Below are 24,031 nucleotides of genomic sequence, written 5' to 3'. Positions count from 1 at the left end.
TCGGCGACAGTCTCGGGTAGATGAAGAATGTGTCGGTTGTACTCGTGCTGCAAGCTCGGGGCCTCGGTGAGCTTCTCTCCGCGGTCCCGGCTCTGCGTGCCCTGCGCCGGGCCGAACCACAGAGCCGGATCGTCCTCGCGGCGCCGCATCGGTTGGAGCAGATCGTCGACCTGATCTCCTCGGTCGATGAACTCGTCGCCACCGCCGACCCGGCCGCCTTGATCTGGGATGGTCCCGCGCCCGAATTAGCGGTGAACCTGCACGGCCCCGACGGCGCCAGCGCACGAGCACTGGCCGATACCGGGGCCGCGCGGATCATCGGTCATCGCACCCCCGCCCTGCCCAAGCTCGCCGGTCCACGCTGGGATCCCGAAGCCCATGTGGTCGATCGGTGGTGCCGCCTGCTCGAGGGCGAGGGCATCGACGCGGATCGGCGCAACCTCGGATTGGTGCCGCCGGTGGCCTCGATCAGCCGCCGCGACAGCATTGTCGTCCACATCGGCGCGGGTGCGCCCGCGCGCCGGTGGCCGCCGGAGCGGTTCGCCGCGGTGGTGCGCCACCTGCTGGTACTCGGCCGCGACGTGGTGCTCACCGGCGATCCGTTCGAGCACGATATCGCTCGACAGGTGGCCGCGCAGGCAGGCTTGCCCGACGACCGGGTCCTCGCCGGGAGGCAGAACCTCACCGATCTCGCGGCGACCGTGGCCGAGGCCGCCCTCGTGATCAGCGGCGATACCGGTGTCGCGCACCTGGCAACGGCGTTCGGTACCCGCACGGTGCTGCTGTTCGGTCCGAGGCCACCGCGCCGCGGCGGCCCGCCGGCGCACCTGCTGGGCAGGCACGCGGTGCTGTGGGCCGGACAGATCGGCGATCCGGACGGCCTGTCCCCCGACCCCGGTCTGCTGCGGATCGGCGTGCCGGAAGTGATCGCGGCGGTCGATATGCAGCTGGACAAGCAGGCATGGGCCGAATCCGGCAGGTCGCGTTACCGCCGGGTGGGCTGAGCCGGGTCGGCGTCGGCGGCTTCCCGCAGCGCGGCGGCATGAGCCGCCAGGGCGCTGGGCCAGTACTTGTCGAGGTAGTCGCGGGCGTCGTTGAGGCCGCGGGGGTCGAGGGAGTAGAGGTGCCGGTTCCCGTCGCGGCGCATGCGGACCAGATGGGCCTCACGCAGCACGCGCAGGTGTTGCGACGCGGCTGAACTGGTGATTCCGGTGGCGGCGGCGAGGTCGGCCACCGAGCGGGGACCCTGCGGCAACAACTCGAAGATCGCGCGCCGGGTCGGATCGGATAACGCCGTGATCGCACGGACTCCGTTAGCGTCCACTGAATCAGTGTCCCCGGGATGCGGAATTTCGGCAACGATCTTGACCAGGGACATTTCACCCGGTGAGTAACAGGATGTTGGCTATTCGTTAGAGTATCGTTATAGATCAACTGGGGTTATAGCGCTTCGTGATCGCAGCCACATGATTCGCCGCGAAGGTTACGGTTTAGCTACGTTCATAACCATGTTCGTGACCAACCCGTTATCTGCTCGAGTTTCCGACGCCTTCGCAGGTCGTTGGGGAGGCGTGGTCGCGGGTGCGGTGGCTTTGTCCGCACTCGTGGGTACCTCCGTCGCCACTTTCAGTGAGCCCGAGAGCCCTGTCCCCACTACCACGATCGCCGCGGAAGCCACCGAGGCCATCAACTCCGGCCAGTCGCCGTACCGCTTCACCGCGTACACCCCCGCCGAGGCCCAGGGCCCGCAGGGCGAGACCCCCGCGTCCGCCCCGATCCCGTGGGAGGAGCACCGCGAAGCAGTCGGCCTGGAGCTGCCGCCGCTGCCGTTCATCGCTCCCCCGCCGCCGCCGCGCCCGCAGACCGTTCGCCCGGTCTCCGGCAGGCTGACCTCCTACTACGGCGCCCGCTGGGGCACCGCGCACAACGGCATCGACTTCGGTGACCCGATCGGCGCACCGATCTTCGCCGTCACCGACGGTACCGTGATCGAGGCCGGGCCGGCTTCGGGCTTCGGCCTGTGGGTCCGCGTCCAGCAGGATGACGGCACCATCGGTGTGTTCGGCCACGTGAACGACATCCTGGTTCAGGTCGGTCAGCACGTCAACGCCGGTGACACCATCGCCACCGTCGGTAACCGTGGCAACTCCACCGGCCCCCACCTGCACTACGAGGTGCACGTGCCGGACGGCTCGCTGTACGGCGCCCCGATCGACCCGCACCCGTGGCTCGCCGCGCGTGGCGTCGATGCCGGCGTCGCCCAGGACTGATCCCGCTCACCCACTGATCGCCGCCCGGCGCGCGATCAGGAATTCCCGAAGCCGCGCGACCGCGAGCGTCGAGTCATGGTCTCCCGAGACCAGGCCGACCTCGCGGTCGCGTTCGCCATCGATGGGTATCACCGCCAGGTCGGGGTTCGCGACCTCGGCGGCGGGCAGTAGCGCCACGCCCTGCCCGAGTGCGACCAGTGCGCGCAAGGTTTCGAACTCGGTGATCTCGAATACCACTCTCGGCGTGAAACCCGCTGCGGCACACCAACTGTCGAGCAGGGTGCGCAATTGGTAGCTGGGCGGGTTCGCGATGAACGCCTCGTCGGCCAGTTCGGCTAGGTCGATGCGGGCGCGCCGGGCCAGTGGATGCGTGCGCGACACGTGCAGGTCGATGCGCTGACGTCCGAGATCGACGGTCGGCAGGTCGGGCGGGGGCGGGATCATCACCGCGAGGTCGAGCCTGCCGTCGCGCACCTGCTCGGCCAGCGCCTCGCCGTGCGCCTGCACCAGGTGCAACCGGATCCGCGGCGCGCGGGTGTGGAACTGCGCGAGCAGCGACGGAACACTCACCGGGCCGAGCGTGAGCGGGAACCCGAAACGCACCAGACCGCTCTCGGGGTCGGCGTCGGCGCGCACCCGCCGCACCGCGTCGTCGAGTGCGCGCACCAGTCCCCGGGTGTTCTCGTAGAGGTCGCGGCCCTGCGGAGTGAGGGCGACCCCGCGCCCGACCGGCTGGAACAAGGCCACGCCCAGGAGCTGCTCCATCGCTTTGACGCGACGGCTGAGGGAGGACTGCGGTACACCGAGTCGTTGCGCCGCCCGCGTGAAGTGCCCTTCTTCGGCCGCCGCGTCGAAGGCGGCCAGTAGCGGCGCCAGCGCCTGCGCTCCCGTCTCCACTGAATCATCCATATTCGGATCATATCTTCGGCGATTCCGTGTTGGACGGATCGCTGCTCCCGGCGCGACGATGGCGGTACACAGCTCACGGGAGGTTCGACCATGAACGACACCACACCCACACGGCCCCGCACCGGCAGCGGCGACGACATCCTCGACGCGGTACTGATCGGCGGCGGCATCATGTCGGCCACGCTCGGCGCACTGTTGAGCACCCTCGCGCCCGACTGGTCGATCGCGCTGTTCGAGCGGCTCGGCGAACCGGCGGCCGAGAGCAGCCATCCGTGGAACAACGCGGGCACCGGGCACTCCGGGATGTGCGAGCTCAACTACATGCCCGACGCGGGCGACGGCACCAAGGCGGCGGGTATCGCCGATCAGTTCGCGCTCTCGCGCCGGTTCTGGTCGGCGCTGGCCCACCGTGGCGAGCTGGAGCCCGACACGTTCCTCACCCCGACACCGCACGTCACGGTGGTCTTCGGCGAGCGTGACATCGCCTACCTGCGCCGGCGCTACGCGACGCTGCGCGAACTGCCCGCGTTCGCGGAACTCGAGTACACCGAGGACCGTGCGGTGATCGCCGACTGGGCGCCGCTGCTCGTGCGCGGCCGGGCCGACGGCGAGGCGATGGCGGCCACCCGGCACACCGCGGGTACCGATGTCGACTTCGGGGCGCTGACCAGGTCGTTGTTGTCGACGATGAGCGCGGCGGGCAACGCGGTCCGGATGCATCGCGAGATCACCGGGCTCACCCGCGGCGCGGACGGGCTGTGGACCGTGCGCGGCCGCGATCTCGACAGTGGGCGGCGGTTCCGGGTGCGTTCCCGGTTCGTGTTCGTCGGCGCGGGCGGGTACGCGCTGCGGCTGTTGCAGCGGGCCGGACTGCCCGAGGTGCGTGGCTACGGGGTGTTCCCGCTGGGCGCGCAGTTCCTGCGCACCGACAACCCCGAGGTCGTCGCCGAGCATCACGCCAAGGTCTACAGCCAGGCCGCGCTGGGCGCGCCGCCGATGTCGGTACCGCACCTGGATCGTCGCGAGGTCGACGGCGCGGGCGCGCTGCTGTTCGGCCCCTATGCCACTTTCAGCACCCGCCTGCTGCGCCACGGCAAGCTCACCGATCTGTTCACCACGCTGCGCCCGCACAATATCGTTCCGCTGGTCGCGGTCGGTCTGCGCAACTTCGATCTGGTCCGCTACCTCGTCACCGAACTGCTGGCCTCACCCCGTCGCAAGTTCGCCCAGCTGCAACGCTTCTACCCCACCGCCGACCCCGCCGATTGGACCTTGGTCCAGGCCGGGCAACGCGCCCAATTGGTCAAACCCGATCGCGAGCGCGGTGGCGTCCTCGAATTCGGCACCGAGCTGGTCACCGGCGCGGACGGCACCATCGCCGGGCTTCTCGGCGCCTCGCCCGGCGCCTCCATCGCACCGTCGATCATGGGCGACCTGCTCGAGCGCTGCTTCCCCGAACGCCGATACGAGTGGGCCTCGCTGCTCGCCGCGTTGCTGCCGCCTGCCCGATCAACCACCGAAGTCACCTCGTAGAACACCTGTCGGACGAGCAGATCCGCACCCCGGCCGGGGTGCGGATCGTGTTCACCGCGGGGCGGCGAGGAGTGCGCCGATGAGGCGGTGGCTGCGAGCCGACATCTGGGCGGCGGTCTCGTCGGGGTGGCGCAACCACCACAGGACCAGCGAGGTCACCGCGCCCATCCAGACGTCGGTCAGCGCCGACAGGTCGCTGGGGTCGGTGAGCTCGACGGCGCCGATGGCGTCGGCGACACCGCGCGCGGCTTGGGCGGCGATCCGGCGTCGGGCGGCGCGGACGGCGTCGGCGGCGGGGCCGTCGTCGGGGTGGGAGCGGTCGAACAGCACGGTCCAGTCGTGCGGACGCGGTTCCAGCGCGACGAAGATCGCGTCGAGGGTCCGTTCCGCTTTGCTGAGACCACCCGCCCCGGCGATGGCGGATTCGATCGCGTCGAACAGGACGGTGGCCGCCCGGTCCACGCAGGTGATGTAGAGCCCGTCCTTGGACTGGAAGTAGGTGTAGACCAGCGGCTTGGACACGCCGGCGCGCTGGGCGACGTCGGCGAGGGACAGACCCGCGTACCCCACGCGGCCGATCTCGGCGACGGCGGCGTCGAGGATCTGCTGTTCGCGCTCGGGACGCGGGACACCTTTGGTACCGGCTGTGCTCACCGTTCCATCCAACCATCGACCTCCGTGCCGGTTGACACCCAATTGCTCCCTTTGTAATTTACTATTCAGTAAATTACCTGTTCGCCCCCGCCGTACGCCACGACAGGAGTTCCCGTGTTCGCCGAAGTCGCACAATCGGTACTGCTCAACCCACCCGCACTCCCCCGCGTGCTCGCGCGGCTGGTCCGTGGTGCGCAGCAGGAGATCGCGGGGAAGACCGTGGTGCTGACCGGCGCCTCGTCGGGCGTCGGCAAAGCCGCGGCACACGCGCTCGGCCGGGAAGGGGCGCGGGTGGTGCTCGTCGCCAGGAATGCCGAGCCGCTGGCCGAGGTGCGCGACGCGGTCCGCGCCGAGGGCGGGGATGCCGAGATGATCACCTGCGACCTCGCCGACGCCGAGCAGACCGACGCGCTGGCGAAGACCCTGCTCGAGCAGTTCGGCACCGTCGACGTGCTGGTGAACAACGCGGGCCGTTCGATCCGCCGCGGCGCCGCCGACACCACCGACCGGTTCCACGACTACGAACGCACCATGGCGCTGAACTACTTCGGGGCGACCCGGCTCACGATGGGGCTGCTGCCGTCGATGCTCGACGCGGGCACCGGGCACGTCGTCAATGTCGCGACGTGGGGTGTGGCCGCCGGGTCGATGCCGCTGTTCACCGCCTACCACGCGTCCAAGGCGGCGCTCGGCGCGTTCGGGCGCAGTCTGGGCGCGGAGACCCGGCGCCGTGGCGTGCACGTCACCACGATCGGCTATCCGCTGGTGCGCACCGAGATGATCGCGCCCACCGGCAAGTACGCCGACGCGGCGGCGCTGTCGGCCGAGGACGCCGCCGACTGGATCACCACCGCGATCCGGACCCGCCCGGTCGAGCTGTACCCGACCTACACCCGGGTCCTGCAGGCCCTCGCGCTCGTCTCACCCCGCGCGGTCGACGCCGTGATCTGGCGCTCGGGAATCTGAGACAACCCCTAGAACTCGAGTAGGCCGACCCGTACCCCGGTATCGGAGTCGAACCGTTCCGCAGCGGGACGTGGTGTGGCGCACCGGATTTCTACCTTCGGTACATGGCGACGATCGACCTCACCCACACGCTGTCCCGCATCACGTCCCCCACCGCGCGCGACGGCACCGACCGCGCTCCCTGGCACGGCCCGCTGCTGGTGAATTCCGCGCTCATGGCCATGCTGGTCGTGGTGTCGATGGTCGGGATGGTGGTCGATGATCGGCTGCTACTCGGCGAGTCGGTGTGGCTCAAACCGGCCAAGTTCGGCCTCGCCTTCGCCCTCTACGGCGTGACCCTGGCCTGGATTCTGCGACTGCCGCATCGCGGACGGCGTGCCACCTGGTGGCTGGGCACCGTCTTCGCGATCACCGGGGTCGCCGATGTGGGATTCATCGCGGTGCAGGCGGCACGCGGGACGTTCAGTCACTTCAACAACGCCACCGACCCGGTCAACGAGATCGGGCAGCAGGTCTTCGCTTCCGGTGTGCCCGGGTTGTTCGTCGCGAATCTCGTCCTGGCGGTGATCATCTCCTGGCAGAAGCTGGCCGACCGGCCGACCAGGATCGCGTTGAAGGCCGGGCTGTGGCTGGCGGTGACCGGGATGGCGCTCGGGTACCTGATGGGGTTCACCGGGCCGCAGCTCGTGCGCAAGGCCGACGGCACCGTCGTGGGGTTGATGGCCGGGCACACGGTGCGGCCCGGCGATACAGCACGTGACGCTGCCGCGGGCATGCCGATCACCCACTGGAGCACCATCGGCGGCGACCTGCGCATCCCGCACTTCGTCGGGCTGCACGGTATCCAGGCGCTGCTGCTGCTGGCCGTCGCACTGGTGGCCCTCGCGCCTCGTTACCGCTGGTTGCGCACCGAAACGACCCGCGCGGCCCTGCTCGTGGTCGCGGTCCTCGGCTACTTCGGACTGCTCACGCTGGTGGCCTGGCAGGCGCTGCGCGGACAGTCGCTCACGAGTCCCGATCTCGCGACCGCCGGTGCCGCCGCGGCCCTTGCGCTGTTCGTCGCGGGGGGCGTCACCGCGGTGTACCTGCGCGCCCGGGAGTCACTGTCGAGCTAGCGCGGTAGTCGCCCACCGGTGCCGCTCCGTGTGCCCCATCGACGTACGGTGGGGCACACGGGGTTTCGCACATTCAGCGGAGTCGTTCCGCCTCCCGGGCCAGCTGCAGCAACGTCGCGCTCAGCTCCGCCAACTCCGCCGGGGAGGCTCCCTCACCCACCGCCGTCGCCACGTCCTCGGCCGCACACCGCGCCGCGAACCACCGATCGGCGAGATCGGCGGCCTCCTGTGCGGTCAGCACCACCGCGTCCTCGGGAATCCCGGTCCCCTTGAGGCTGCTGCGGTGCTCATAGGCACGTTGGCGACACGACTGGCGGCAATAGCGGCGACGCCGACCCGACTCCGAATCCACGATCTCCCGCCCGCACCACAGGCAGGACAGCAGGCGACTGCGCGACATGATCGGAAACCCTATCGGCCCGCGAAACAATTCGCCGGTTCAGGTCTCGCTGAGCGGGCACCCTCCCGATACCGACCTACCGCCGACGCCGATTCGGGGGTCGCTCGGCTGATGTGGCCGGGCGACTACAATGGAACAGTTCAGACTTCCCGTGCGTTGAGGTAGTACGAGTTGCGGCACCAGCCGCCGAAATTACAGGAGCACACATGGCAGATCGCGTACTCCGGGGCAGCCGGCTCGGAGCGGTGAGCTACGAGACCGATCGCGACCACGACCTGGCCCCGCGCCGGATCGCCCGCTACCGCACCGACAACGGTGAGGAATTCGACGTCCCGTTCGCCGACGACGCGGAGATCCCGCCCACCTGGCTGTGCCGGAACGGCCAGGAGGGTCAGCTCATGGAGGGCACCTCCGTGGAGACCAAGAAGGTCAAGCCGCCGCGCACCCACTGGGACATGCTGCTGGAACGTCGCAGCAAGGAGGAGCTCGAGGAGCTGCTCAAGGAGCGCCTCGACCTCCTGAAGACCCGTCGCCGCGGGTAAAGACAGAAGGTGTGAACGCCGAAGGCCGCCTCCCCTCGGGGAAGGCGGCCTTCGGCGTTCGGTGACTCAGTGGCTGGCGACCTTGCGGTACTGCAGTAGTGCCGCCGGCATCGCGATGGCGAGGATGACCAGCGAGCAGATGATCGCGTAGAGGATGCAGTTCTCCGCGGCCCAGCCTGTCGCGGGGACGAAGGTCGGGGGCGAGTCGTTCTCGAAGAGCTTGCGACCCGCCGCCGACACCGCCGTGATCGGATTCCATTCGGCGATCGCGCGCAGGGGCCCGGGCAGGGTTTCGGCGGAGATGAACGCCGAGGAGATGAACGTCAGCGGGAACAGCCAGATCAGACCCGCGCTCTGCGCCACCTCCACCGTCGGGGAGACCAGACCGGTCAGGGCGCCGACCCACGACATCGCGAACGCGAACAACAAGATGATGGCGAAGGCGATCACGGCGTCACCGAAGCTGCCGTGGATGCGCCAGCCCACGATGTACCCGCAGATCGACATCACACCCAGGCTCACGATGTTGACGACCAGGTCGGACAGGGTGCGCCCCATCAGGACCGCCAGGCGCGACATCGGCAGCGTCCGCATCCGGTCGATGATGCCCTTCTGCAGGTCACCGGCCAGGCCGACGGTGGTGAACGCGGCGTTGAACGCCACGGTCTGGGTGAAGATGCCGGCCAGGAGGAACTCCCGGTACTGGTCGCCGCCGAGCGAGGCGCCGAAAATGTAGGCGAACAGGAACACGAACATCAGCGGCTGGATGGTGGCGGTGACCAGCAGCGTCGGCACCCGCAGGATGGTCAGCAGGTTGCGGTAGGCCACGATCGCGCTGTCGCGCACGAACCGCGCCTTCGGTTCCATCTCCTCGGCAGCGGGCGGCCGCGGGCTGGCCGGCTGGATGGGCAGATCGCGGGTCTCGTACTCGTCCACCGTGACGTCGGGGGCACTCACGACAGGACCTCCTCTTGCACGTCGTCGGTTTCGGGTTCGGGGATGGGCTCGGCAGGGGTGCCGGTGAGGGAAAGGAACACGTCGTCGAGAGTGGGGCGCACGACGTTCGCGTCGAGCACGCAGACGCCGGCGTCGTCGAGGCGGCGCAGCGCTTCGACCATCGTGCGTGACCCGTTGCCGACCACCACCGACACCTCGTCGCTGCCGGGTTCGTGAATGGGTTCGCCGACTCCGACCTGCTGCAGGACCTGCACCGCGGGCCACGGGCTCTGCCCCGCGGCGAGGGTGACCGTGAGCCGGTCGCCGCCGATGGAGGTCTTGAGTTCGTCGGCCGAACCACGGGCGATGACCGTGCCCTTGTCGATGACGGTGATCCGGTCGGCGAGCAGGTCGGCCTCTTCGAGGTACTGGGTGGTGAGCAGGACGGTGGTGCCGTCGTCGACGAGATCACCGATCACTCGCCACATGTCCAGGCGCCCGCGCGGGTCGAGGCCGGTGGTCGGTTCGTCGAGCACCACCACCGGCGGCCGCGCCACCAGCGCACCGGCCAGGTCGAGGCGACGGGCCATGCCACCGGAGTAGGTGCCTGCGCGCCTGCCCGCCGCGTGGTCGAGTCCGAACGCGGTGAGCAGTTCCTCCACGCGGGCGACGGACTGCTTGCGCCCCATGCCGTACAGGCGCGCCACCATGCGCAGGTTCTCGTAGCCGGTCAGGTTCGCGTCGACGGCCGCGTACTGCCCGGACAACCCGATCCTGGTGCGCGCGGTGGCCGGGTCGCCCAGCACGTCGATACCAGCGACCCGCACCGAACCGGCATCGGGTCGCAACAGCGTGGTGACGATCCGCACGGTGGTGGTCTTGCCCGCGCCGTTGGGGCCGAGCAGGCCGAGTACGGTCCCCGCCGGGATCTCCAGGTCGATCTCTTTCAGTACGCGCACCTTGCCGTAACTCTTGGCCAAGCCGTGCACTTCTACCGCGAGGCTCACGGTCGCATCTCCTTCTGGCCGCTGCCGCACACAGTGATGTCCGGGACGGCGTCGAGGTGGCGATGCAGCACGGGGCCGATCGCCGCCAGCGATTCCGGTGTGGTCATCGCCGCGTGCCTGCAGGGCAGGTCGTGGTTGTGGATGTTGCCGGTGACGAACGGCTGCCAGGCGTCGGCACAGCGGCTCGGATCGGCGGCGTTGATCTCGTCCGCCGCAGCGGTGAAGAACACGAGATCGCCGTCGAAGGTGCGCGGCCGGAACCGGTTGGCCATGACGGTGCCGTCGGCGTACCCGGTGTAGAGGCGTTGCAGGTGGTCCACCGAGAGCGCGGCGAACGGGCCCGCGTGGGCCCGTAGCAGATCCGCCGCGTCGTTCAGGTCGAGGTCGGCGGGCAACGGTGCGCCGTCGACCAGGTCGGCCCCGAACTCGCCGAGGATGTCGGCGACGCTGGGCATCGAGGTGTCGAGCCAGCGGTCGCCGAGCTGGTAGCTGTCCATCATCGCCAGCAACGCGACGTCTTCGCCCGCGTCCTGCAGCTGCACGGCGACCTCCTGCGCGATCAGGCCGCCGAGCGACCAGCCGAGTAGGTGATAGGGGCCGTGCGGCTGGATCGACTTGATATGGGCGACATAGTGTCCGGCGGCTTCGGGGATCGAGGTGAAGCTGTCGTCGCCGGACACGTGCGGGGCCTGCAGGCCGTACACCGGGCGCTGCGGGGCGAGATGAGCAAGCAGTCCCGCGTAGCACCAGGCCAGACCGATCGCCGGGTGCACGCAGAACAGCGGGGTGTCGTGCGGGCTGGTGGACGGGCGGATGGCCAGCACCGGGCTGGTGGCCGCCTCGATCACCGCGTCCGGGTCGACGTCGTCGAGCTTGGCCGCGATTCCCGCGGGGGTGGCGTCGCCGAACATCATCTGGACGGGCATGTCGTAGCCCTGCTCACGCAGTGCCGCGACAACTTTGGTGGCCAGCAGGGAGTTGCCGCCGAGTTCGAAGAACCCGTCGTCCGCGCCGACCCGCTCGACCCCGAGCACCTCGGTGAACACCGCGCACAGCGCCATCTCGGCGGCGGTCACCGGCGCGCGGTACCCACCGGAGGCGGTGAACACCGGCTCGGGCAGCCGGGACCGATCGAGCTTGCCGACCGGACTCAGCGGCACCTCGTCGAGCAGCATGATCGCCTGCGGGACCATGTAGTTCGGCACGTGGCCCGCGACGTGCTCGAGCAGTTCGGGCACGCTCGGCGCACTCCCGTTGCGCGCCTTCACATACGAGACCAGCGCGGTGACGCCGGCCTGCGTGGTGTGACCGATGGTGAGCGCGAGCTCGACATCGGCGTGCCGGGCGAACGCGACGTCGATCTCGCCGAGTTCGATCCGGAATCCGCGGACCTTCACCTGATGGTCGGTGCGGCCGACGTACTCCACATCCAGCGCCGACTTGGCGCCGTCACGCCAGCGCACCAGGTCGCCCGTGCGGTACATCCGTTCGCCCGGCGCGCCGTAGGGATCGGCCACGAACCGTTGGGCGGTGAGACCCGGCCGGTTGAGGTAACCGCGCGCCAGGGCCGAGCCCGCCAGCTGCAGTTCGCCGGTGACACCGACGGGGGTCGGGTGCAGTCGCCGGTCGAGCACGCTGGCCGCGACGCCACGAATCGGCCCGCCGATGGTGATCGGGCCCCGCGGACTCATCGGCTGCGGCATCAACGTGACGATGGTCGTCTCGGTGGGGCCGTACACGTTGTAGAAGTTGCGCCCCGGCGCCCAGCGGGCCAGCAGTTCCGGCGGGAGCGCCTCACCACCGGTGAGCACGTGGGCGAGGGAGTTCACGCCGGCCGGGTCGACGGTGCCCAGCGCGGCGGTGGTGATGAACGCGTGGGTGATCCGTTCCCGGATGAACACCTGCCGCAGGTCCTCGCCGCCGACCACCCCGGCCGGGGAGATCACCAGCGTCGCCGCACCACCGAGCGCGAACAGGATGTCGAGCATGGCGGCGTCGAAGCTCGGAGTCGCGAAGTGCAGCACCCGGCTGCCGGGCCGCACATCGAACCGGTCGGCGGTCTCGGCGGCGAAGTTCGACAGACCGCCGTGAGTGACCACCACGCCCTTCGGGGTCCCGGTGGAGCCCGACGTGTAGATCACGTACGCCGGATTGTGCAGGCGCAGTGGACGAATCCGTTCGGCGTCGGTGACCGGCGAGTCATCGGCGCCCAGCACGGTGGCCCGGGTCTGCGGGTCGTCCAGGATCAGCCAGCGGGTGTCGGTGGGCAGCCGATCGCGGTGCTCGAGCAGCGTCAGACCCAGTGCCGCATCGGAATCGGTGAGCATGTGACTGATCCGCTGCGGCGGGTAGTTCGGGTCGACCGGCACGAACGCGGCGCCCGCCTTGGCGACGGCCAACATGGTCGCCACCGATTCCACCGAACGCGGAATACCCAGGGCCACCAGGGTTTCCGGCCCCACACCCTGCGCGATCAGCACACGTGCGAGCCGGTTGGTCCACCGGTCGAGCGCGTCGTAGGTGACCACTGTGTCCCCGGCACACAGCGCGACACCGTCACGGGAACGAGCCACGGCGGCACCGAAGACCGCGGGCAGCGTGACGGCCTGCTCGGCACGGGTGCCGTGCACCGGTGCCAGCGCGGTCCACTCGACCGCGTCGAGCAGCGCCAGATCGCCCACCGCGGTGTTCGGGTCGGCGGCCACGGCGGTGAGCAGCCGGACCAGGCGGTCGCCGAGCCTGCGCGCGGTGACCTCGTCGAACAGGTCCGCCGCGTAGTTCACCGACAGGCTGATGCCGTCGCCCACCCGGTCGGCCGTCTGGGTCTCGGTGAAGGTGAACTGCAGGTCGAACTTGGCGATACCGGCGTCGGCGTCGACGGCTTCGATCCGCAGGCCGGGCAGTTCCAGCATCCGCACCGGGGTGTTGCGCACCGACAGCATCACCTGGAACAGCGGGTGATGTGCCTGGGAGCGCGCCGGATTGACGACCTCGACGAGCCGTTCGAAGGGCAGGTCGGCATGGGCGAACGCGTCGAGATCGCCGTCGCGGACGGTCCGCAGCAGGTCGACGAACGCGCGCTCGTCGGACACCTCGGTGCGCAGCACCAGGGTGTTGACGAACATGCCGATCATCGCGTCGAGCGCCGGATGCCCACGGCCGGCGCTGGCGGTGCCGACGGCGATGTCCTCGGTGCCGGTGACCCGGTGCAGCAGGACCGCCAGCGCCGCGTGCAACACCATGAACATGCTGACGTTGTTCGCCGTGGCGATGCCGCGCAGCGCCCGGTGGATCGCCGCGTCGACCGCGCAGTCGACGGTGCCGCCCTGGTAGGAGGGCACCGGCGGGCGCGACCGGTCGGCGGGCACGGTGAGCAGTTCGGGCAGGCCGTCGAGCACACCGCGCCAGTGGTCGAGCTGCTTGCTGATCAGCGAGTCCGGATCGTCCTCGGTGCCGAGGAGTTCCTGCTGCCACAGGGTGTAGTCGGCGTACTGGACCTGCGGGATCAGTTCACCGAACGGTTCACCGGTCTGGATGCCACGGTAGGCGGCGGCCACTTCGGCAGCGAGCGGTTCCAGCGACCAGCCGTCCATGGCGATGTGGTGCACGACCAGCACCAGCACATGTTCGGTCGAGCGCGCGACAGCGAACTTGGCCTTGGCCGGTGCCGCCTGCCCGGTGTGGTCGACGCTGATCAGCGCCGCCCGCATCGGCACCGAGGCCGACAGGTCGAATCCCGGGGTGACGAAACGGGTCACGGCGGTGTCGACCTCGCGCGCGGTGGCCGTCGCGTGGAACAGCGTGACGGCGGCGATCGCCGGGTCGAGTACCAGCTGCTCGGGCTCCCCCGCGGTCTCCGGGAACACCGTGCGCAGCGTCTCGTGCCGGCGTTGCACCGTGTGCAAAGCGGCAATGAGCGCATCGAGGTCGACCGTGCCGTGCAGGCGCAGCACGACCGGGATGTTGTAGGCGCCCGACGACTGACTGTCACCGTCGGCGCCCGCGTTGAAGCGGTTGAGGAACCACAGCCTGCGCTGCGCCGCCGACAGCGGAATCCGCTCCGGGCGGGGCCGGGGCACCAGGGACGGCCGGTGTTCGTCGCCGGACGGTCCGGATTCGATGAGCGCGGCGAGTTCGGCGACGGTCGGCGCCGCGAACACGGTGCGCACTTCCAGCCGCACATTGCTGGCCGCGGCCAGCCGGGCCACCAGCTGGGTGGCCAGCAGCGAGTTGCCGCCGATGTCGAAGAAGCTGTCGGTGGCGCGGACCTCGCCCGCCCCGACCAGCTCTTCGAACACCCGCGCGACGGTCCGCTCGGCCTCGGTCTGTGGTGCCCGGCCCGCGGTGGCGGTGAACTCCGGTTCCGGCAACGCCGTGCGATCGAGCTTGCCGACCGGAGTGAGCGGCACCCGGTCGATCAGGTTCAGCGACGCGGGCACCATGTGCCCGGCCAGCCGGACCATCGCGTGCCGCTTCACCCCGGCCATCTCGGCCGGGTCGACGCCCTCGTTCAGCTGGATCCAAGCGACGATCCGGTCGTCGCCCGCGATCCGGCGGACCTCGGTGTGCGCGAAGCGGACCTCGGGATGACTGCCGAGCACGGCGCTGATCTCGCCGAGTTCGATCCGGAAACCGCGCACCTTCACCTGATGGTCGCTGCGACCCAGGTAGTCGATCTCACCGTTCGCGGTCCAGCGCACCACGTCGCCGGTGCGGTACATCCGGCTGCCCGCCGGGCCGAACGGGTCGGCGATGAAGCGTCCCGCGGTGAGGCCGTAGCGCTCGTGATAACCCTGGGCGATGCCGGCGCCGCCGATGTAGAGCTCACCCGGCACCCCGGTGACGACCGGCCGCAGCCGCTCGTCGAGTACGAGGGCCCGTGAGCCGCGCACGGGCGTGCCGATGGCGACCGGGACACCCACCCGCAGCTCCGACATCGCGGCGATGACGGTGAACTCGGTGGGCCCGTAGGCGTTGACGAACCGTCTGCCCGGCGCCCAGTTCTCCACCAGGTCCGGCGGCACCGCCTCGCCACCGGCCATCAGACCGCGCAGCATCGGCAGCGGCCAGCGGGTGGCGTCGATCGAGGCCAGCACCGCGGGCGTCAGGAAGGTGTGGGTGATCTGCTCGCGTTCCAGCAGCGTCCCGAGTTCGTCACCGCCGTAGATGTCGATCGGGCCGATCACCATCTCGGCGCCCGAGTAGACGGCGAGGAGCATGTCCAGCACCGAGACGTCGAAACTGGGTGTGGAGAAGAAGAACGTGCGGGAGAACCGGTCGAGGCCCATCCGTTCGCGCAGGTCGAGCGCGAGACTCGTGAGACCGCTGTGGGTGACGGTGACGCCCTTGGGCAGGCCGGTCGAACCGGAGGTGTAGATCTGATAGGCCAGGTCGGCGGTGCGCACCGGACGGACCCGCTCGGCGTTGCTGATCCGGACCCCGTCGTAGCCGGCCAATTCGGCGTTCAGCTCGTCGCTGTCCATCAGCAACCACTGGGTGTCGATCGGGCCCGCGGCCTCGCGCAACGAGTCCGCGTCGGCACGCGCGGTGACGACCGCGCTGGCACCGGAGTCGGTGAGCATGTGCCGCACCCGGTCGGCCGGGTAGCGCGGGTCGACGGGCACGAACGCGGCACCGCTGGCCGCGACGCCGAAGATGGCGAGTGCGCAGTCCAGTGACCGGGTCAGCCCGACGGCCACCCGGTCGCCGGTGCCGATGCCGCGCGCGATCAGCGCCCGGCCGAGCCGGTGCGCCCGGCTCGCGACCTCGGCGTAGTCGAGCTCACCCACTTCCCCGGCGACGCTGCCGTCGGCGAACCAGCGCAGCGCGGGCCGCTGCGGATACCTCGTGGCGGCGCCGTCGAGGATGTCGGCCAGGATGACCGGCGTGACCGCGGCGGGTCCCTGCGCGGGGACGTGGTCGCGGTGCTCGGGCACGGTGAGCGGATCCAGATCGCACACCAGCTGCCGCGGGTCGGCGGTCACCTGGGTGAGAATCTGCACGAACCGGTCGGCGAGGGTGTCGATGGTGGCGGCGTCGAACAGTTCGGTGGCGTAGACGAAGTCGAACCGCAGCCCGCTGTCCTCGGCCGGCGCGACCCGCAGTTCCAGGTCGAACTTGGCCAGGGCGATGTCGAGCTCTTCCGCGGCCAGTCGCAGTCCGGGCAGTTCCAGCGCGGGTGTGCGGTTGTCCTGCATGCTCAGCGCGACCTGGAACAGCGGGTGCCGGTTGCTCGCCCTGCTCTCCCGGCCCAGCGCGTCGACGACGCGCTCGAACGGCACGTCGGCGTGGGCGAGGGCGGCGAGCTCGGCGTCGCGATCGGCGTGCAGCAACTCGGTGAAGCTGCGGCCGGGATCGACATCGGAGCGCAGGACCAGGGTGTTGACGAACATGCCGACGAGGTCGTCGAGCTGGATATCGGTGCGCCCGGCGACCGGGGTACCGATGGGGATGTCGCGGCCGCCGGTGATGCTGCGCAGCAGCACCGACAGGGCCGAGCGCACGACCATGAACAGGCTGACACCGGTGTCGCCGGCCAGCTGGTCGAGTGCGTGCTGCAGCGGTGCCGAGACCTCGCAGGTCACGGTGCCCGCGGACCCGGTGGGTTCGGCGGGGCGTGGCCGGTCGAACGGCAGCGGCAGCTCGTCGGGCAGTTCGGACAATGTCTCGCGCCAGAACGCGAGCTGGGTGGCGGTGATGCTGTCCGGATCGTCCTCGCTGCCGAGCACGGCCCGCTGCCACAGGCTGAAGTCGGCGTACTGCACGGGCAGCGGCGTGCGCTCGGGGACGGCGCCCCCGGTGCGGGCCACGTACGCCAGTGCGAGATCACGCGTCAGCGGGCCCAGCGACCAGCCGTCGGCGGCGATGTGGTGCACGACGACGCCGAGCAGGTGTTCGTCGGATGCGGTGCGCAGCAACGACACTCGCAGCGGCGTCTGCCGGGTGAGGTCGAAGCCCTGGCGGGCCAGCGCGGTCAGCGCCGCGTTCGCCCGATCGGGTGCGGTGTCGACGGCGTCGATCATCGGCATCGACCGGTCGAGCGGCAGGATCACCTGCTGGGCGCCGGAGAGGTCTTCGGGGAAGATCGTGCGCAGTACTTCGTGGCGCCGCACCAGGTCGGTGAGCGCGCCCCGCAACGCTTCGACGTCCAGATCTCCGCCGATTCGCAAGACGAATGCGATGTTGTAGGCGCTCGATTCGGGGGACAATCGGTTCAGGAACCACAGCCGTTGCTGCGGCAACGACAGTGGTATGCGTCCCGGGCGCGGGGTGTGTACCGCCAGCGCCACCCGCTGCGTCCGGGGCGCTTCCGTGATCAGCCCGGCGATGCCCGCCACCGTCGGCGCCTCGAAGATCTGCCGGACCGGCAGGTCCACCTCGAAATCGGCGTGCAGTGCGGCGGCGAGCCGGGTGGCCAGCAGCGAGTTGCCGCCGATGTCGAAGAAGCTGTCCTCCGCGCCGGGAATCGGGCGACCGAGAATCTCGGTGAACACCGCGGCCACCCGCATCTCGAGGTGCGTGCGTGGCGCGCGCGACCCACCGCTGACCACGAATTCCGGTGCGGGCAGCGCCTTTCGGTCGAGTTTGCCCGCCGGGGTGACCGGCATCGCGTCGAGCACCGCCAGCGCGGCGGGCACCATGTAGCCGGGCAACCTGCCGCGGGCCGTGTCGAGCACCGCGGCCGGATCGATCGGGCCGTCGGCGGTGACGTAGGACGCGAGCCGCTGCTGCCCCTGCTCGTCGACGTGGACAACGGTCAGCGCGGACCGAACACCCCGGTGTTCGCGCAGCACATGGTCGATTTCGCGCAGTTCGATGCGGAAACCACGGATCTTGATCTGATCGTCGGCGCGCCCGAGGAAACGCAGCAGGCCGCTCATGTCGGCGACGACGAGATCGCCGGTGCGATACATCCTTTCGCCGACTCGCCCGTGCGGGTTGGCGACGAACCGCTGCGCGGTGAGTGCCGACTTGCCGAGGTACCCGCGGGCCAGGCCCGGCCCGGAGACGTAGAGCTCACCCGGTGTTCCGGGCGGCACCGGGTTCATCCGGCCGTCGAGCACGAACAGCCGCATGCCGCGCACCGGTGTGCCCAGCGGGACGGGCTCGCCCGGCACCATGGCCGCGCTCGCGGTGACCGCGACAGTCGCCTCGGACGGGCCGTACATGTTGTGCATCCGGTACTTCGTGGCCCAGGCCTCGACGAGCTCGTCCGAGCACGCCTCGCCGCCGACGATCACGGTGTTGAGAGCCGGGAAGTCGCCGGCGGGCACCGTGGCCAGCGCGGCGGGAGTGATGAACGCGTGGGTGATGCGTTCCGAGCGCAGGAAACCGGCCAGTTCCGCACCGCCGTACAGGTCGGCGGGGGCGACCACGATCGTGGCACCCGCGGCGAACCCGAGCAGCAGTTCCAGCACCGAGGCGTCGAAGCTGGGTGAGGAGAAGTGCATGGTCCGCGCGTGGTCGGTCACCTTGAACAGCTGGGTCTGCTCGCTGGCCAGCGAGGCGATGCCCGCGTGGGTGACCACGACGGCCTTGGGTGTGCCGGTCGAGCCCGAGGTGTAGATGAGGTAGGCGGGCTGACCGGCTCGCATCGGGTGCCTGCGGTCGGCGTCGGACAGCGGGGTGGCCGAGCGGACCGCGCAGTCGGCCTCGAAGTCGGCTGTTCCGAAGACCATCCACTCCGGTGCCGACCGATGCTTGCCGGTGGCGGTGGGCAGCCCGGCGAGATGTTCGGGCAGGGTGAGCCCGAGCGTGGCGCCGGAGTCGCCGATCATGTGCGCGATGCGATCGGCCGGGTAGGCGGGGTCGACGGGGACATACGCGGCGCCGGTCTTGGCGACCGCCCAGATGGCGATGATCGACTCGAGGCTGCGCGGCAGCGCGACGGCGACCACCGTTTCGGGCGCGGCACCGTGCGCGATGAGACTGCGCGCCAACCGGTTCGAGCGTTCGTCGAGTTCGCGGTAGGTGGTGTCGAAACCGAGATAGCGCACCGCGACCGAGTCGGGCAGGTGTTGCGCGGTGTCGCTGAGCAGCCGGGCCAGGGTGCCCGCCGGTTCGGCAGGCGCACCGGCCACGGGGACCAGTCGGGCGATCTCGCGACGGTCGAGCACGTCGAGGTCGCCGATCGCCGTGGTGGGGGTGGCGACGGCGGCGGCCAGCAGCGTGGTGAACCGCCGGGCGATGGCCTGCACCGTGGCACGATCGAAAACGTCGGTGGCGAAACCGAATTCGGCGTGCAGCGGTCCGTCGTCGTGGTTGTCGCGGACCTCGAGCTGCAGGTCGAACTTGGCGACGCCGATCTCGATCGGCACCAGTTCCGCGGTGACACCGGGCAATTCGACGCACAGTTCCGGGGTGCGGTCGTAGGACAGCATCACCTGGAACAGCGGATGCCGGGTGGTCGAGCGATCGGGATTGACCAGCTCCACCAGCCGTTCGAACGGCACGTCGGGATTGGCGAAGGCATCGAGGTCGGTCTCGCGGACCAGGTCGAGCATGCGCTCGAACCCGGCGCCGAGGTCCACCTCGGTGCGCAACACCAGGGTGTTGACGAACATGCCGACCAGCTCGTCCAGGGCCGGATCGGAGCGCCCCGCGATGGGCGTGCCGATGGTGACGTCGGTGCTCGCGCACAGCCGGGCCAGCAGGGTGGCCAGCGCCGCGTGCAACACCATGAACATGCTCACGCCGCGACCGGTGGCGAGTTCGGCTGCCGCGCGCCGGGTTTCGGCGTCGATGACGAATTCGACGGTGTCCCCGCCGGTGCCACGCTGTTGCGGCCGCGGCCGGTCCAGGGGCAGGTCGAGCTGATCGGGCAGCCCGGCCAGCGCACCGCGCCAGTGCCCGAGCTGGCGCGCGATGGGTGCCTCGGGGTCGGTTTCCTCACCGAGCAGTTCCCGCTGCCACATCGCGAAATCGGCGTACTGCACCGGCAGCGCCGCCCATCGGGGTGCGGCACCGCCCGCGCGCGCCGACACCGCGATCATCAGATCCCGGGCCAGCGGAGCGACCGACCAGCCGTCACCGCTGATGTGGTGCAGCACCACGAGCAGCAGATGATCCTCGGCGCCCACCCGGTAGAGCGCGACCCGCAGCGGTGTCTCGGTCCGCAGATCGAAACCGCGCCCCGCCACCTGCGCGGCCAGCGCGGGAATCTCGTCGGCGGCCACCTCGATCGGCGTGAGTTCGGGTTCCACCCCGGCCGCCGGGTGGATGAACTGATACGGACCCTCGGGGCCTTCGGGGAAACTGGTGCGCAGGCTCTCGTGGCGATCGAGCACGTCGCGCAGACCCGCGCGCAACGCGTCGAGGTCGAGCTGTCCGGTGAGCCGCAGGGCCAAGGGCATGTTGTAGGCGGCGGCGTGTTCGGCGAACCGGTTGAGGATCCACAGCCGCTGCTGGGCCAGCGACAGCGGCACCCGCTCGGGCCTGCGCGCCGGAACCAGTTTCGGTGTCGAGGTTTCGGGCCGGTGGGTGCTGATGTAGCCGGCCAGTGCGGCGATGGTCGGCGACTCGAACATCTCCCGGATGGTGAGGTTCGCGTCGAGGGTGGTGTTGATCCGGGCGACCACGCGGGCGGCGACCAGGGAGTTGCCGCCGAGGTCGAAGAAGCTGTCCTCGACCCCGATCGTGGTGCCGTCCAAGGCGAGAACCTCGGTGAAGATCTCCGCGAGCGCGCATTCCAGCTCGGTCTGCGGTGCGGCGGCGCCGGTGGTGACCCGCACACCCACCTCCGGCGCGGGCAGCGCTTTGCGATCGACCTTGCCGTTGGCGCTCAACGGCAGTTCGTCGAGCACCACCAGTGCCGAGGGCACCATGTAGGACGGCAGGCCGCGGCGCAGTGCCGAGAGCAGAGCGGTGGGATCGGGTGCCGACGCCCCGGGCGCGGCGACGACGTAGGCGACGAGTTCGTCCTCACCGATGCGGCCGGTGCGGGCCACGCAGACCGCGCGGGCGATATCGTCCTGCGCGAGCAACGCGGATTCGATCTCGCCGAGTTCGATGCGCAGTCCACGAATCTTCACCTGGAAGTCGGTGCGGCCCAGGTACTCCAGGACGCCGCCGGCGATCTGCCAGCGCGCCAGGTCACCGGTGCGGTACATCCGCTGCCCCGGAGTGAAGGGGTTGGCGACGAACCGGTCGGCGCTCAGGTCGGGACGACCCAGGTAGCCGCGGGCCAGCTGCGCGCCCGCCAGGTACAGCTCGCCGACGACACCGGGCGGCACCGGGCGCAGATGCGGGTCGAGCACATAGGTCTGGGTGTTCCACACCGGCGAGCCGATCGGCACCGTGGTGGCCTCGGCCGGGCACGGCCAGTAGGTGACGTCGACCGCGGCCTCGGTGGGCCCGTAGAGATTGTGCAGCTCCGGTCCGCCGCCGGGGCCGTGCAGCGCGGCGTGGAAATCGGCGACCGTCGCGCCGGGCAGCGCCTCACCACTGCAGAACACCCGGCGCAGCCCCGCCCCGCCGCGCACCCGCGGGTCGGTGACGAACAGCGACAGCATCGACGGCACGAAATGGGCTGTGGTGATGGCCCTTTCGGTGATGATCCGAGCGAGGTAGGCCGGGTCGCGATGCCCTTCGGGAGCGGCGACGACCAGGCGCGCACCGACCTGCAGCGGCCAGAAGAACTCCCAGACCGACACGTCGAAGGTGGCCGGGGTCTTCTGCAGGACCGCGTCGGTGTGGTCGAGCGGGTATTCGGCCTGCATCCAGCGCAACCGGTTCACGATCGCGGCGTGCGTGACACCCACGCCCTTGGGTTTACCGGTGGAGCCGGACGTGAAGATGACGTAGGCGAGGTGATCGGGGCGCAGCGGGGCGGTGCGGTCGGCGTCGGTGATCGGCGCGACGTCGTTCCCGCTCACGTCGAGCGTGTCCAGATCGACCCGCACGGTGCCCTCGGGCAGCCGGACCCCGTCGCGGTCCGCGGTGAGCACGCACACCGGATGTGCCTGTGCCACCACAGCTTCGATGCGATCGACCGGGTGCTCGGGATCCAGCGGCAGGTAGGCCGCGCCGGTCGCGAGTACCGCGTAGATCCCGACGACCAGATCGACACTGCGGTGCAGGCACACGCCCACGGTGGTCTCCGGGCCCGCGCCGCGGGCGATGAGTTCGCGTGCCAGCTGGTTCACCCGGTCACCGAGTTCGGTGTATCCGAGTGTGCGGTCACCGAATTCGAGACCGATGGCGTGCGGGCTGCGGCACACCTGATCCTCGAACAGCGAGACCAGCGTGGCGGCCTGCATCGGCATCTCGGTGGCGTTCCACTCGCGCAGCACCCGCTCGTTCTCGGCGGTGGTGATCGCGGTGAGCGTGTAGGTGGGGGTGGTCGGCTCGGCGGCCAGGAAGCGCGCGAGGAAATCGAGGTAGCGCGCGTGGTGGGCGGCGTTCTCGGACTCGCCGTAGAGCTTCGGATTGGCCTCGAAGTCGAGCTGGATGCGGCCGCCGTCGCCGTTGTAGATATTGATCGAAAGGTCTTCGACGGGTCCGGTGGCGAGCACGTTGAGCTGACCGGCGATGTCGTCGAACTTCAGCTCGTCGTGGAACAGCATGATGTTGACCATCGGCCCGAAGAAGCCGCGCGCGTCGCGGGAGTACCCGCAGTCTCGCCGGATGTCGTCGGAGCGGTAGCGCTGGTGGCGCAGGGCGCCGGTGATCTGCAGTTCGGTCTGGCGCACGACGTCGGCGACGGTGGTGGTCTCGTCGAACCGCAGGCGCAGCGGCACCACGTTCGACACCACACCCGCCGAACGGCGCAGCGCGACGGTGGTGCGAGCCGAAACCGGAAGGCTCAGTACGACATCCGGGTCGCCGGTGACCGAACGGACGTAGGCGGCGAGTGCGGCGACGATCAGCGCGGAGTTGGCCGAACCGTGCGTGGTGATCGCGTCGGTGAGCAGCGTGTCCAGGTCGGTGTCGAGTACGGCGGTGGCACGGTGGCGCCCCGCGTCGTGGGTATCGCCCGCGGCGGTGACCGACGACAGCGTCATCGGTTCACCCACGCCGGCGAGCTGTTCCATCCAGTACTCGCGGTCGGCACGGAACCGGCTGGACTCGCGGTAGCGGGATTCGTCGGCGTAGAGGTCGACGAGCGCGGCGGCGCGGGAAACGGACGGCTCGCGCTGCTCGCCGACGGCCGTGTAGATCTCGGCGGTGCGCGAGAGCGCGTTCATCGCACCGTAACCGTCGATGACGATGTGGTGTCCGCGCTCGTACCAGAACCAGTCCCGGTCGCCGATCCGCAACACCACATTGATGGTGAGGGGCTCGTGCTCCATGTCGATCGGGGTGCTGGCGTGGGCGTTCATCCAGGCCAGTGCGGCGGCCCGGGGGTCGGATTCGCCGCGGAGGTCGATCCGAGCCCAGCCGGGCCGCCACGTGGGGTCCACTCGCTGGTGGGGCACGCCGTCGATCTCGAGTAGGCGGACGTGTCCCACCTGGGATTCCGCGCCGTAGCGCTCGACCGCGTACAGCAACCGGCCGACATCGAGATCACCGTGCAGTTCGACGTAATGAGCGATGGTGAGCGGAATATCGGGCCGAATCCGTTGCGCGTACCACAGTGCTGTCTGACCGGGCGAGAGGGCGAACGGTTGGCCCGGGTCCTCGTCGGTGATGCTCGAGCTGACGTGGTCGGTGGCCAAAGAACTCATCAAGCACTCCGTTTCTGCCTTGTGTCACAACTCCC

The 24,031-nt window shown here is 70.0% G+C and carries 13 protein-coding genes; 6 read left to right on the top strand and 7 right to left on the bottom strand.

What is annotated here, in order from left to right:
- The first annotated feature begins 29 nt into the window (after positions 1-29).
- Positions 30-1,004 carry a glycosyltransferase family 9 protein gene (locus ACFVJ5_RS03270; protein WP_379219757.1) on the top strand — a complete coding sequence of 325 codons (975 nt, stop codon included), beginning with the start codon at positions 30-32 and terminating at the stop codon, positions 1,002-1,004.
- On the opposite strand, the gene ACFVJ5_RS03265 is transcribed toward ACFVJ5_RS03270, so the two are convergent.
- Positions 986-1,324, bottom strand: coding sequence for an ArsR/SmtB family transcription factor (locus ACFVJ5_RS03265; RefSeq protein ID WP_378987898.1), 339 nt, complete (start codon positions 1,322-1,324; stop codon positions 986-988). The genes ACFVJ5_RS03270 and ACFVJ5_RS03265 overlap by 19 nt on opposite strands.
- Positions 1,325-1,508: 184 nt before the next feature.
- Between ACFVJ5_RS03265 and ACFVJ5_RS03260 the strand changes: the two genes are divergently transcribed.
- Positions 1,509-2,270 (top strand): M23 family metallopeptidase, encoded by a 762-nt coding sequence (locus ACFVJ5_RS03260; RefSeq protein ID WP_379218263.1) that lies wholly within the window; start codon positions 1,509-1,511, stop codon positions 2,268-2,270.
- Between the two features lie 6 nt (positions 2,271-2,276).
- Here ACFVJ5_RS03260 and ACFVJ5_RS03255 read toward each other — a convergent pair whose 3' ends face one another.
- A complete protein-coding gene (locus ACFVJ5_RS03255; RefSeq protein ID WP_379218262.1) occupies positions 2,277-3,179 on the bottom strand; it encodes a LysR family transcriptional regulator in 903 nt (300 codons plus the stop codon).
- Between the two features lie 90 nt (positions 3,180-3,269).
- Here ACFVJ5_RS03255 and mqo point away from each other — a divergent pair, with 90 nt between their 5' ends.
- A complete protein-coding gene (gene mqo, locus ACFVJ5_RS03250; RefSeq protein ID WP_379218261.1) occupies positions 3,270-4,712 on the top strand; it encodes a malate dehydrogenase (quinone) in 1,443 nt (480 codons plus the stop codon).
- A gap of 51 nt (positions 4,713-4,763) precedes the next feature.
- Here the strand turns inward: mqo and ACFVJ5_RS03245 are convergent, their stop codons facing one another.
- Complete coding sequence (locus tag ACFVJ5_RS03245; protein WP_379218260.1) at positions 4,764-5,366, bottom strand: TetR/AcrR family transcriptional regulator; 603 nt, start codon at positions 5,364-5,366, stop codon at positions 4,764-4,766.
- Between the two features lie 114 nt (positions 5,367-5,480).
- On the opposite strand from ACFVJ5_RS03245, the gene ACFVJ5_RS03240 reads away from it, so the two are divergent.
- Together ACFVJ5_RS03240 and ACFVJ5_RS03235 are read left to right on the top strand one after the other, a co-directional pair.
- Complete coding sequence (locus tag ACFVJ5_RS03240; protein WP_379218259.1) at positions 5,481-6,332, top strand: SDR family oxidoreductase; 852 nt, start codon at positions 5,481-5,483, stop codon at positions 6,330-6,332.
- Between the two features lie 104 nt (positions 6,333-6,436).
- A complete protein-coding gene (locus ACFVJ5_RS03235) occupies positions 6,437-7,447 on the top strand; it encodes a hypothetical protein (protein ID WP_379218258.1) in 1,011 nt (336 codons plus the stop codon).
- Positions 7,448-7,520: 73 nt separating this feature from the next.
- Here ACFVJ5_RS03235 and ACFVJ5_RS03230 read toward each other — a convergent pair whose 3' ends face one another.
- Complete coding sequence (locus ACFVJ5_RS03230; RefSeq protein WP_378627566.1) at positions 7,521-7,847, bottom strand: hypothetical protein; 327 nt, start codon at positions 7,845-7,847, stop codon at positions 7,521-7,523.
- A 206-nt stretch (positions 7,848-8,053) separates the two neighbouring features.
- On the opposite strand from ACFVJ5_RS03230, the gene ACFVJ5_RS03225 reads away from it, so the two are divergent.
- A complete protein-coding gene (locus ACFVJ5_RS03225) occupies positions 8,054-8,389 on the top strand; it encodes an RNA polymerase-binding protein RbpA (RefSeq protein WP_067453486.1) in 336 nt (111 codons plus the stop codon).
- A 66-nt stretch (positions 8,390-8,455) separates the two neighbouring features.
- Here ACFVJ5_RS03225 and ACFVJ5_RS03220 read toward each other — a convergent pair whose 3' ends face one another.
- The 3 genes from ACFVJ5_RS03220 to ACFVJ5_RS03210 form a co-directional block, all read right to left on the bottom strand.
- Positions 8,456-9,256 carry an ABC transporter permease gene (locus ACFVJ5_RS03220; RefSeq protein ID WP_358110415.1) on the bottom strand — a complete coding sequence of 267 codons (801 nt, stop codon included), beginning with the start codon at positions 9,254-9,256 and terminating at the stop codon, positions 8,456-8,458.
- A gap of 86 nt (positions 9,257-9,342) precedes the next feature.
- Positions 9,343-10,332, bottom strand: a complete 990-nt coding sequence (locus ACFVJ5_RS03215; protein WP_379218257.1) for an ATP-binding cassette domain-containing protein — start codon at positions 10,330-10,332, stop codon at positions 9,343-9,345.
- Entirely contained in the window at positions 10,329-23,996 is a 13,668-nt protein-coding gene (locus ACFVJ5_RS03210; RefSeq protein ID WP_379218256.1) for an amino acid adenylation domain-containing protein, read from the bottom strand. The genes ACFVJ5_RS03215 and ACFVJ5_RS03210 overlap by 4 nt, the downstream gene beginning before the upstream one ends.
- Positions 23,997-24,031: the final 35 nt, after the last annotated feature.

This window comes from Nocardia sp. NPDC127606 (genome assembly GCF_042671725.1).
In the GTDB taxonomy this organism is placed as follows: Bacteria; Actinomycetota; Actinomycetes; order Mycobacteriales; family Mycobacteriaceae; genus Nocardia.
Note: the sequence above shows the minus strand (reverse complement) of the source record. Positions and strands in the feature narration are given on the sequence as shown.

Coding starts and splice junctions, on each gene's coding strand:
- ACFVJ5_RS03235 (WP_379218258.1), top strand. CDS start 6,437: ATGGCGACGATCGACCTCACCCACACGCTGTCCCGCATCACGTCCCCC.
- ACFVJ5_RS03225 (WP_067453486.1), top strand. CDS start 8,054: ATGGCAGATCGCGTACTCCGGGGCAGCCGGCTCGGAGCGGTGAGCTAC.
- ACFVJ5_RS03220 (WP_358110415.1), bottom strand. CDS start 9,256: ATGGAACCGAAGGCGCGGTTCGTGCGCGACAGCGCGATCGTGGCCTAC.
- ACFVJ5_RS03210 (WP_379218256.1), bottom strand. CDS start 23,996: ATGAGTTCTTTGGCCACCGACCACGTCAGCTCGAGCATCACCGACGAG.
- mqo (WP_379218261.1), top strand. CDS start 3,270: ATGAACGACACCACACCCACACGGCCCCGCACCGGCAGCGGCGACGAC.
- ACFVJ5_RS03230 (WP_378627566.1), bottom strand. CDS start 7,847: ATGTCGCGCAGTCGCCTGCTGTCCTGCCTGTGGTGCGGGCGGGAGATC.
- ACFVJ5_RS03255 (WP_379218262.1), bottom strand. CDS start 3,179: ATGGATGATTCAGTGGAGACGGGAGCGCAGGCGCTGGCGCCGCTACTG.
- ACFVJ5_RS03260 (WP_379218263.1), top strand. CDS start 1,509: ATGTTCGTGACCAACCCGTTATCTGCTCGAGTTTCCGACGCCTTCGCA.